At 68.0% G+C, this 11,969-nt stretch carries 5 protein-coding genes; all 5 read left to right on the plus strand.

The genetic code is table 11. The features are described from left to right. Positions 1-42: 42 nt before the first annotated feature. Positions 43-1,461, plus strand: coding sequence for a class I SAM-dependent rRNA methyltransferase (locus ACFPB1_RS18730; RefSeq protein ID WP_379227633.1), 1,419 nt, complete (start codon positions 43-45; stop codon positions 1,459-1,461). Positions 1,462-1,716: 255 nt separating this feature from the next. Next, positions 1,717-5,298 carry a helicase-exonuclease AddAB subunit AddB gene (addB, locus tag ACFPB1_RS18735; RefSeq protein WP_379227634.1) on the plus strand — a complete coding sequence of 1,194 codons (3,582 nt, stop codon included), beginning with the start codon at positions 1,717-1,719 and terminating at the stop codon, positions 5,296-5,298. Continuing rightward, complete coding sequence (locus ACFPB1_RS18740) at positions 5,295-9,842, plus strand: UvrD-helicase domain-containing protein (protein ID WP_379227635.1); 4,548 nt, start codon at positions 5,295-5,297, stop codon at positions 9,840-9,842. Before addB ends, ACFPB1_RS18740 begins: the two co-directional genes overlap by 4 nt. A 26-nt stretch (positions 9,843-9,868) precedes the next feature. Continuing rightward, complete coding sequence (locus ACFPB1_RS18745) at positions 9,869-11,095, plus strand: exonuclease SbcCD subunit D (RefSeq protein ID WP_379227636.1); 1,227 nt, start codon at positions 9,869-9,871, stop codon at positions 11,093-11,095. Continuing rightward, positions 11,092-11,969 (plus strand): AAA family ATPase (locus tag ACFPB1_RS18750; protein ID WP_379227637.1); only part of this gene is annotated, 878 nt, incomplete at its 3' end. The genes ACFPB1_RS18745 and ACFPB1_RS18750, both read left to right, overlap by 4 nt.

The raw sequence follows: 11,969 nt of genomic DNA on the forward strand, positions 1-11,969 counted from the left end.
AGCATGACAAGCATTTCAGGGGCGAAAGAGGCGGAGGCAGAGATGGAACGCGCAAGAGCGGTATTGAAGAAAGAACGGAAAAAAAGAACGGAAGGCGGCCATCCGTGGATTTTCGCGAGCGAGATCGAGCGGATCGAAGGCGAAGGCGCGCCCGGCGGCCTGGTGGACGTCGTCAATCACCAGGGACGGTATTTGGCGACGGGCTATTGGAACCCTGCCTCGCAGATCGCGGTGCGCATCGTCGCCTACAGGCCGGTCGAAGCGATGGACGAAGCCTTTTTCGCGGAACGGTTCCGGCAATGCGAGCAGCACCGGCGGCGCTTCGTGAACGGCCGTGATTGCCGGCTCGTATACGGCGAAGCGGATTTTCTCCCGGGGCTCATCGTCGACCGGTTCGGCGGCGTGCTCGTCGTCCAGCTGCTGACGCTGGGGATGGAGGCTGCCCGGGACGCGCTCGTGGCGGCGCTCGTCGCCGTATTCGAGCCGGACGGCATCTACGAACGGAGCGACGTCTCCGTGCGCGCCCTCGAAGGGCTCGAGGAGCGGACCGGCGTGCTCTACGGAGAATGTCCGCGCATCGTGGAGATTACGGAAAACGGCCTCAAGCTGGAGGTCGACATCGTCGAAGGGCAGAAAACGGGCTACTTCTTCGACCAGCGCGAGAACCGCGCGTCGATCGCGCCGCTCATGACGGGCTGGGGCGCGCGCAGCGGCATCCGGCTCGTCGAGCAGCCCGCGGAGGAGCAAGCCGCGGAGGCCGACGATACCGGCACGATCGCCGAGCTGGAGGAGCGCCGGCTCGTGCCGGTCAACGCAAACGGCAAAGTCGTCACGTTCCCGTACTGGGACGGCGCGACGGTGCTGGAATGCTTCGCCCACACGGGCAGCTTCACGCTGCACGCGTGCAAATACGGGGCGAAGAAGGTGACGTGCCTCGACGTCTCCGCCCACGCCGTGGAGACGGCGAAGCGCAACGTCGCGCGCAACGGATTCTCGGACCGCGTCGAGTTCGTGGTCGCGGACGCATTCGCGTATTTGCGCGAGCAGGCGAAGGGCATCGAGGAGCGGTTGGAGCGGGGCAGGGCCGGCAGCGGCGCGAAGGTCGACACGTCGAAGCCGCTGAGCGGGGAGTCCGGCCGCAAGTGGGACGTCGTCATTCTCGACCCGCCGGCGTTCGCGAAGACGAAGCACGCGGTCGAAGGCGCGGTGAGAGGCTACAAGGACATCAACCTGCAGGGCATGAAGCTGGTGAACGAAGGCGGCTACCTCGTGACGGCCAGCTGCTCGTACCACATGCGGCCCGAGCTGTTCCTGGAGACGATCCAGGCGGCGGCGGCAGATGCCGGCAAAACGCTGCGGCTCATCGAATGGCGCGCGGCGGGCAAGGATCATCCGCAAATTCTCGGCGTGAACGAAGGCCACTATTTGAAGTTCGCCATCTTCGAAGTGCGGAGCAAGTAAGAGGCCGGCGGCGAGGAGCGGCATGAACCAGACAATCGATAACCGACCGAGCAAGAGCGGACCCCCGGGGCTTCCCCCGAGGGCCGCTCTTTTTTTTGCGCTCGCCGCGATATTCGGGCCAACCGGCGCCGAGCAGGATTTACCTGCGGCGGAATCGAACAAATATTCGCTTTTCGGGGTGAAAGGACCGCATCCGGTATGCTAGAATAGAACAACCGATAGTAGAATCGATTGCGAGAAAGAAGAGGTGGGCGCATGGCGCTTCGTTTTGTCCTCGGCCGTTCGGGCGCGGGGAAGACCCATCATTGCCTCTCGGCCATTACGAGCCGGATCCGGGAGCTGCCCGACGGCCCGCCGCTCGTCATGCTCGTGCCGGAGCAGGCGACCTTCCAAACGGAGTACGCGCTGCTCGGCAGGCCGGATTCGCCCTTGAAGGGGACGATCCGGGCGCAGGCCCTCAGCTTCCGGCGGCTGTCGTTCCGGGTCATGCAGGAGACCGGGGGAACGGCGCTGACGCCGATCGGCGAAGACGGCAAAAACATGCTGCTCTACAAAATCGTCTCCCGGCTGAAGGGCGAGCTGCAGCTGTTCCAGGGCAGCGAGAGCCAGCACGGGTTCATCGAACGGCTGGGCGAGCTGATGACGGAATGGAAGAGGTACGGCATCGACGCCGAGGCGCTGCGGGCGTTCGGGGAGCAAGGGCTCGCGGGGAGCCGCCATTCGCTGCTCGGGCGGAAGCTTGGCGACCTGCAGCTTATCGCAGACCGGCTGGAGCGGGAGCTTGCGGGCTTGTACATAGATGCGGAGGATTATTTGAGCTGGCTGGCGAGAGGGCTGCGCGAAGCGCCGTCGATGCGGGATTGCGAGATTTGGGTCGATGGCTTCCACGGCTTCACGCCGAAGGAGCTCGAGGCACTGGAAGCGCTCATGAAGCACGCGAAGCACATGACGGTCACGCTGTGCCTGGACAAGCATTACGGCATCGGGGACTTGCCGCACGAGCTGGATCTGTTCCGCCCGACGGCAGAGACGTTCCTGAAGCTTCGCGAGCTGGCGGCGAACAACGGCGTCGACGTCGAAGAGCCGCTGCTGCTGACGGACACGCCGTGGCGGTTCAAGGACGTTCCGATGCTCGCCCACGTCGAGCGGCATTACGGCCGCGGCGGCCGGACGCCGCTGCGGCTGCCGGAGGAGCAGCTGGCGGACGGGGAGATCTCCCTCCACGCCGCTTCCGGCCGGCGCGCCGAGGTGGAGGCCGCCGCCCGGGACATCGTCCGCCGGGTGCGCGACGAAGGGCTGCGCTACCGCGACCTCGCGGTAATGGTGCGCAACGCTCCGGATTACAACGACTACATCAAGGCGGTCTTCGCCGATTACGGCATCCCGTTCTTCCTCGATCAGAAGAACGCCGCGCTGCATCACCCGCTCGTCGAATTCGTCCGGTCCGCGCTCGAAATCGCGACGTACGGCTGGCGGTTCGAGGCGGTGTTCCGCTGCGTCAAGACGGAGCTGCTGCTGCCGGAAGACGGCAGCGTCACGCGGGAAACGTTCGACCTCCTGGAGAATTACGCCCTCGCGACGGGCATGAACGGCAACAAATGGCTGACGGCCAGCCAGTGGAAGCCGCTCGCGCGGGACACGCTGGAAGGCGAACCCGCCGAGGCGGGCGAACGCGAGCGCCGCGAATTCGAAGCGGTCATGGCCGCGCGCGAAGCCGTCGTGCCCGTCCTGCGCAAGTTCGTCCGCGAGCTGAAGAAGGCGCAGGACGTCCGGGGCATGTGCGAGGCGCTGTACCGGCTGCTGATGGCCGTCGACGCGCCTGACCGGCTGGAGCGCTGGAGCCGCAGGGAGTCCGCCGCGGGCAATCCGCTGCGCGCGCGGGAGCACCGGCAGCTGTGGGACGGCGTGATGGACCTGCTCGACCAGCTGACGGAGATGACAGGCGCGGAGGCGCTGCCCCTCGAGCTGTTCGCCGGCATGGTCGAGACCGGGCTCGAGAGTCTGAAGCTGGCTGCGGTGCCCCCATCGCTCGACCAGGTGCTGATCGGCAGCATCGACCGGACGCGTTCCGGCAACATTCTCGTCTGCTACCTGCTCGGCGCGAGCGACGGCGTCATGCCCCAGCGGATGCAGGAGGACGGCGTGCTGACGGAGCAGGAGCGGGAAACGATGGAGAGCGGCGGCCTCGTCATGGCGCCGGGCGTTCGCCGGAAGCTGCTGGACGAGCGGTTCATGATCTATAACGCGCTGACCACCGCGAGCCGGCATCTGTGGATCAGCTGGCCGCTGGCTGACGAAGAGGGCAAGAGCCTGCTGCCGTCCGAGGTCATCCGGCATGTGAAAGGGCTGTTTCCAGGGCTGGCGGAAACGGGCGCCGCCATGGAACCCGTATCGGGTATGTCCGCGGACGAGCAGCGCTCGTTCGTGGCGCATCCGGAACGGACGCTCTCGTACCTCGTGACGCAGCTGCGGGCATGGCGGCACGGGACGGCGATCGCCCCGCTGTGGTGGGAGACGTACAATTGGTTCGCCGCGCGGCCGGCATGGCAGGACAAGCTGCGCCGTCTCGCCGGCTCGCTGCACTACACAAACGAAGAGCCCGCGCTGTCCCGCGAGACGGCGGACCGGCTGTATGGCAAGCTGCTGCGAGGCAGCGTCTCCCGGATGGAGCGCTTCGTCTCCTGCCCATTCCAGCATTTCGCCATCCACGGGCTGCGGCTGCGCGAGCGGGCGCAGTACAAGCTGGCCGCGCCGGACATCGGGCAGCTGTTCCATGCCGCGCTCAGCCGGCTCACGGAGACGCTCGGCGACCGCTGGGGCTCCTTGACGCCGGAGGAGCTGCGCGAGCATTGCGCGGCGATCGTCGGCGAGCTGGCGGCGAGGCTGCAGTCGCAAATTCTGCTCAGCAGCAGCCGCCACCAGTACGTGGCGCGCAAGCTGCGCGATATTATCGGTCAGGCCGCGGTCATTCTCGGCGAACATGCGCGCCGGGCGCAGTTCCGCCCGGTCGGGCTCGAAATCGGCTTCGGGCCGGACGGGCCGCTGCCGCCGGTCACGATTCCGCTGTCGGACGGGCGGACGCTGGAAATGGCCGGCCGGATCGACCGCGTGGACGCCGCGCAGACGGCCGACGGCCTGCTGCTGCGCGTCATCGACTACAAGTCGAGCGCGAAGCAGCTCCGGCTAGAAGAGGTGGCGTACGGCATGGCACTGCAGATGCTGACGTACCTGGACGTGCTGCTGACGCACGCGCCGGAGTGGCTCGGCCAGCCGGCGAAGGCGGCGGGCGCGCTCTATTTCCACGTACACAACCCGATGCTGGCTTCCTCCAACGGCCTGCCGCCGGCGAAGGCGCGGGCGGAGATGCTGAAGCGGTTCAAGCTCAAGGGTCTCGTGCTCGCCGACGAAGAGACGGTCCGGCTGATGGACGGCGCGCTGACGGCGGGCTATTCCGAATTGCTGCCGCTCGCCTTGAAGCGGGACGGCGGGTTCTACAGCAGCTCTTCCGTCGTTTCGGAAGAGCAGTGGGGCACGCTGCGCCGTTCGGTTCGGGGCACGCTCCGCAAGATCGGCGACCGGATCGCGAGCGGCGACGTGTCGATCGCGCCTTACCGGCTGGGCGGCAAGACGCCGTGCGAGTTTTGCGATTATAAGCCGGTGTGCCAGTTCGATCCGCTGATCGAGGGCAACGGCTACAACAAGCTGCAGAAGACCGGCAAGGACGACGTATGGAAGCTGCTTTCGGCCGGGGACGAGCAGGCGGAAGAAGCGAAACGGGAAATGAACGATGCCGCGGGCAACGCCCAGACGGAAGGGAAGGGGGATGACGGAGCATGACGACGGCGCAAACGATGCCGGCCAAACCGGCCGGAAGCACATGGACGGACGATCAATGGCGCGCCATCGTGACGGGCGGGAGCAACATCCTCGTCGCCGCGGCGGCGGGCTCCGGCAAGACGGCCGTGCTCGTCGAGCGGATCATCCGCAAAATCGCGAACGACACGGACGTCGACCGGCTGCTCGTCGCGACGTTCACGAAGGCGGCCGCAGCCGAGATGAAGGAGCGGATCCGGATCGCGCTCGAGAAGGAGCTGGACAAGCGACCGGATTCCGATCATCTGCGCAGGCAGCTCGCCCTGATGGGCCGGGCGTCCATCACGACGCTCCATTCCTTCTGCCTCGACGTGATCCGGCGGTACTATTCGCTGATCGGACTCGATCCCGGCTTTCGGATCGCCAACGAGACGGAGGCGGAGCTGCTGCGCATGGACGTGCTGGACGAGCTGTTCGAGGAGCGCTACGCGGCGGCGGAACGGAACGTCGCGGAAGGGGCGGACTTCCTCGCGCTCGCGGACCGGTTCGGCGGCGAACGCGGCGACGAGCCGCTGTACGCGCTCGTGCTGAAGCTGTACGACTTCGCCCGGAGCCATCCGTGGCCGAACGCGTGGCTGCGGCAGACCGCGGCTTCCTTCCGCGTCCGGGACGCGGCGGAGCTGGGGCGCACGGAATGGGTAGCGAGCCTCGGCGCCGTCGTCGCGCTGACGCTGCAGGGCGCGGAGAGCTTGCTGGAGCAGGCGCTCGATATTGCGCGGCAGCCGGCGGGACCGGACGCGTACGCCGCTACTTTCGATGACGACCTGGCGGTCGTCCGCGCCTTGCGCACCCGCGTGGAGCGCGAACCGTGGGAAACGTGGCACGAGGCGTTCGCGGCGGCGGGCTTCGGCAAGCTGAAGAGCCAGCGCGGTGACGCAGACAAAGGGCTGCAGGAGCAGGCCAAGGACCTGCGGGAACGGGCCAAGGACCTGATCGGCAGCCTGAACGATGAGCTGTTCGTTCGGACAGCGGACCAGTTCGCGGCGGAGCTGCTGGAATCGGCGCCTTATATGGAGACGCTCGCCGGCCTCGTCGAGCTGTTCGGCGAACGGTTCGAAGCGGCCAAGCTGGAGAAGGGTCTGATCGACTTCGGCGACATGGAGCATTACTGCCTGCGAATCCTGCGGGACCCGGCTTCGACGCCGGAGCGGCTGCTGCCGTCACCGGCGGCCCTGGAGTACCGCCAGCAGTTCGAGGAGATTCTGCTTGACGAGTATCAGGACACGAACATGGTGCAGGAAGCGATCGTCTCGCTGATCGGCCGGCCGGGCCGAGGCAACCGTTTCATGGTCGGCGACGTGAAGCAGAGCATCTACCGGTTCCGCTTGGCGGAGCCGGGACTGTTCTTAAGCAAATACAAGTCGTTCGTTCCGGCTGAGGAAGCGTCTACACCGTCGGTTGATGGCGGCGCGGCCGCGGTCAAGGCGCCGCGAAGCCGCGAAGCGATCTTGCTGCCGGCGCGCGCGGCAGAACCGGCCGGCGAATCGTCCGGCGAAGCGCTGCTGCCGGCGCTCGCGGAAGTCGCCGCCGGGTCGGAGCCGGACGGCGATGAGCCGGCCTACGGCGTTCGCATCGACCTGGCGCGGAATTTCCGCAGCCGGCAGGAAGTCGTGGACGGCGTCAACGAGGTGTTCCGGGCCATCATGCGCGAGAAGGCGGCAGAAATGGATTACGACGCGCGCGCGGAGCTCGTCTGCGGCGCCTCGTACCCGCCGTCCGACGACGGCGGCTCGCCGAAGCGGTACGCGGTGGAATTCGCCGTGCTGGACCGCGGCGGCGACGACGGCGAGGAGCGAAGCGGCGCGGCGGCCGAAGGCGAAGCCGCGGAAACAGGCGAGGCGCCGGCCGACAGCGCGGAGGACCTCCAGACGGTCCAGCTGGAAGCGCGCTGGATCGCGAGCCGGATTCTCCGGCTGAAAGGAGCCGCGGCGGACAACGGCATGACGGAGGAACCGTTCCTTGTCTACGACGGCAGGAAAGGACGCAAGCGGCCGCTCGAATGGCGGGACATCGTCATCCTGCTGCGCGCGGACAAGCAGTGGGCGCCGGTCATCATCGAGGAGCTGCAGCAGCACGGCATACCGGCTTACGCCGAGCTGAGCAGCGGGTACTTCGAGGCGACCGAGGTGGAGACGATGCTGTCGCTGCTGCGCGTCATCGATAATCCGTACCAGGACATTCCGCTCGCGGGCGCGCTGCGTTCGCCGATCGTCGGCCTGTCCGGGGAGGAGCTGGCGCTGATCCGCATCGCCGGCGGACGCGCGCCGTATTTCGAGGCGGTCCGGACGGCGGAGGCCGATTCGTCCGTACCGGAAGAGACGCGGGCGAAGCTTAGCCGCTTCCTGGAGGCGCTCGAGACGTGGCGCGGCGAAGCCCGCCAAGGCTCGCTCGCGGATCTGCTGTGGCGGATCTACCGGGAGACGGGCTATTACGATCTGGTCGGCGGGATGACCGGCGGACTGCAGCGGCAGGCCAACCTGCGCGCGCTGCACGACCGGGCCCGCCAATACGAGGCGACGACGCTGCGGGGGCTGTTCCGCTTCCTCCGGTTCATCGACCGGATGCGGGACAGCGGCGGCGATCTCGGGACCGCCCGGGCGCTCGGCGAGCAGGAGGACGTCGTGCGCATCATGTCCATCCACAAGAGCAAAGGGCTGGAGTTTCCGGTCGTCTTCGCGGCCGGCCTCGGCAAGACGTTCAACCGGCGTGACTTGAACAGCCCGTTCCTCATGCACAAGCAGCTGGGCTTCGGCCCCCGCTACGTGGACACGGATCTGAGGGTAACCTACCCGACCTTGCCGTATTTGGCGATCCGCCACCGGCTCGGCATGGAATCGCTGGCGGAGGAGATGCGGATTCTGTACGTCGCGCTCACGCGGCCGAAGGAAAAAATGTTCCTCGTCGGCACGGTCGCCGACGCGGCTAAGCAGCTGCAGCGCTGGCAGTCCGCGCTGGACGCGAACGGGCGGCTGCCGGATTTCCGCATCGCGGGCGCGGCGCGGTTCCTCGATTGGCTCGGTCCGCTCGCCATGAGCGCGGGCCTTCCGCTGTCGGCCGGGACTGCCGGGCAGGCGGAGACCGCGCTCGAGGCGGTATCGGATGCGCCGATGGGCGCGCTGGCCGGCGGTCGGAACGACGCGTCCGTCATCGCAGCGGAGCCCATGGTAGGCGGCGAGGGTACGCTCCGGTCGCATGAACAGGGAGCGCGAGCGGAAGAGGAGGCCGGCGAGACGGCCTCGCGCTTGCCGTCCTCCGGGCCGCGTCCGCCCATGCTGGAAAGCGAGGGGCGTCCCGCCCCGGCCGTTGGCGCGGATCGCGTCGTCGTGCCGTTCGGCACATGGCGGACGTCGGTCGTCCCCGCGGGCTTGCTCGGCTTGGAAGCCGCGGCCGGCGCGGAGGCCGACGACGCGGCGCTGGCGGCTTATGAGGCGCGCATGCTCGCGGTTCAGCATCTCGCGCCCGTCGACGACGAGGCCGAACCGGCCGAAGCGGCCGAGATCGCCCGGCGGCTCGGCTGGACGTACCCGTTCGCCTCGGCGTCGTCCACGGCCGCCAAAACGTCGGTGACGGAGATGAAGCGGCTCCATGCCGAATGGAACCAGGACGAGGACGCGCTGCTGCTGCCGGAAGCGGCCGGTGAGGACGGCATGGCCGGAATGGCCGGAATGGCCGGCCTGGATGGCACTGCGCCGTTGCCTGCGGAGCCTCTCGGGGACGAGTCGTTCGGGGCCATTGCTGAAGACGGTCGGTTAGGAGAAAGTACCGCGCGCGAAGCGCCGCCTGCAGTGAACGATGCCGGCGGTCTGGAGCAGCTCAGCTTCGACTTCGGTGCGTCAGCGGCGGCCGAAGCGGCGCACGACCCGGCGGACGTCCGCGCGGCGAACGCGAAGCGCGCGGGCGGAACGGCCAGCCAAGGAGCAGGCGGCGGGGAAATGACGTTCCGGCTGCGCCGGCCGCGGTTTATGGAAGAAGCGTCGCTCACGGCCGCGGAACGGGGGACGGTCAGCCACCTCGTCATGCAGCATATTCCGCTGGACGGGGCAGACGGCGTGACGGAGGCGACGGTCGCCGACACGATCGCGAGTCTCGTGGAGCGGCGCATGCTGACGGCGCAGCAGGCCGAAGCCGTGGACGCGGCGGGCGCGGCGGCCTTCTTCGGCGAAGAGGTCGGGCGCCGGCTGCTGGCCGCGTCGTGGGTGCGCCGGGAGACGCCGTTCAGCTGCACGCTGCCGGCTTCTCGCGTGTACCCGGACCTGCCGTCCGGCGTCGCGAACGAGCCGGTGCTCATCCAAGGCGTGATCGACTGTCTGTTCAAGGATGAACACGGGCTCGTGCTGCTTGATTACAAGACGGACCGCGTCCGTCTCGGCAAGTGGAAGGAAGCGGCGGAACGCCATCGTTTCCAGCTGACGCTCTACGCGGAGGCGATCGCGTCCGCCATCGGCGTCAAGGTTGACGAGTGCTACGTGTTTTTCCTGGACGGGGGCAAGTCCGTTAAGCTGTTTTAATTCATGGGACGGGGGAACGAACAATCATGCGAATATTGCATACGGCCGATTGGCACTTCGGGCGGACGCTCGAAGGCCGGAGCCGGCTGGAGGAACAGGCGGCCTTCGTCGACGAGCTGGCGGCGCTGGCGAACGACGAAGCGATCGACCTCATCCTGCTCGCCGGCGACGTGTACGACTCCGTCAATCCGCCCGCGGCGGCGGAAGCGTTGTTTTACGAGGCCGTCGCGCGCCTCGCGGACGGCGGCAGGCGGACGATCGCCGTCATCGCCGGCAACCACGACCATCCCGACCGGGTGGCGGCGTCGGCGCCGCTGGCCGCGCGCAGCGGCATCCGGCTCGTCGGCATGCCGACGGACTGGCCGCTCGTCGTCGACGTGGCCCGCACCGGGGAGCAGGCGGTCATCGCCGCGCTGCCGTACCCGTCGGAGTCCCGCTTGCGGGAGCTGCTGAGCGAAGAGACGGACGAAGGTTTACTCCGCAGCGCCTATTCGGAACGGGTCGGACGGCTGATGGCCGGACTCGGCTCGGCGTTCCGCCCCGATACCGTCAATTTGGCGATGAGCCACATCTACGTGCTGGGCGGTCTGGAAACGGACTCGGAGCGTCCGATCCAGATCGGCGGCGCGTATACGGTGGATCCGTCCGCGCTGCGGATCGGCGCGCAGTACGTAGCCCTCGGCCATTTGCACCGGCCGCAGCGCGTGGCGGGAGACGAGACGATGCGCTACAGCGGTTCGCCGCTTGCCTACAGCTTCTCGGAAGCGGGACAAGCCAAGTCGGTCGTCGTCTTCGACGCGAAGCCCGGCGCGGCCGTCGAACCGCGGGAAGTGCTGCTCGGCTGCGGCCGCCCGGTCGTCAAGTGGAACGCGAAGGGCGGCATCGCCGAGGTGACGGGCTGGCTCGAGGAGGGCCGGGACGCCCGGGCTTGGATCGACCTCAGCATCCATATGACGGACGCCATGACGCTGCAGCATATTCAGCAGCTGCGCCGCATGCACGACGGACTCGTACATATCCGGCCGGTTTATCCGGAGACGGCGGAGGCGATGGCGCTCGACGAGCGAGCGCGGGAGCAACTGCCGGCCGAGGAGTTGTTCCGCCGCTTCTTCTCGCGCCAAACCGGCGGCGGGGACCCGGACGAGGAGACGGTGCGGCTGTTCCTGGAGCTGATCGCCGAAGAGGACGACGCGCCGGACGCCGGCGAAGGGGAAGCGGCCGGCGCGGCGCAAGCGGGAGGTGAGCGGGCATGAAGCCGATCTTGTTGAAATTAAGCGGCTTGCAGAGCTACCGCGAAGCGCAGGAGGTCGATTTCGAGCGGCTGTGCGAAGCGGGCGTGTTCGGCATCTTCGGGCCGACGGGCAGCGGCAAGTCGAGCATATTGGACGCCGTGACGCTGGCGCTCTACGGCAAGGTGGAGCGCGCCGCGGGCGGCACGCAGGGTATCATGAACCAAGCGGAGAAGACGCTGGCCGTCGCGTTCACCTTTGATTTGGCCGGAGGCGGGGAGCGGAAGCGGTACCGCGTCGAGCGCCAGTTTAAGCGCGGCGGGGACGTATCCGTCAGCAATACGCTGAGCCGCTTCGTGGAAGTGACGGACGCCGGCGACGTGGTCGTCGCGGACAAGCTCGCGGACGTGACCCGCTGCGTCGAGGAGCGGATCGGGCTCAACATGCAGGACTTCACGCGGGCGGTCGTGCTCCCGCAAGGGAAGTTCGCGGAGTTTCTGTCGCTGACCGGCAAGGAACGCCGCTCCATGCTGCAGCGCTTGTTCCGTCTCGAGCGGTTCGGCGACGGACTGGCGCTGAAGCTCAGCCAGCGGCTGAAGACGGCGGAGGCCGCGCTTCAGGAAGCGGCCGCTGAGCAGCTCGGCCTCGGCGACGCGTCGGCCGCCGCGGTGGAAGCGGCCGAGGCGCGCTACCGCGAAGCGGCGGCCTTGGCCGCGGAGGCGCGCGCCGCGCTCGCGGAAGCGGAGCGGCTGCACGCGGAGCGCGCGCAGGTGCGCGAGCGGCTGCTGGCGCTGCGCGAGAAGGAGGCGAAGCACGCGCAGCTGCTCGCCGACGCGCCGCGGGTCGCGGCGCTCGAGCGGGAGCTGCGGAGCCTCGCGGCGGCCGAGCGGCTGCTGCC

The organism is Paenibacillus sp. GCM10023250, from assembly GCF_042653205.1.
Classification (GTDB): Bacteria; Bacillota; Bacilli; order Paenibacillales; family Paenibacillaceae; genus Paenibacillus_Z.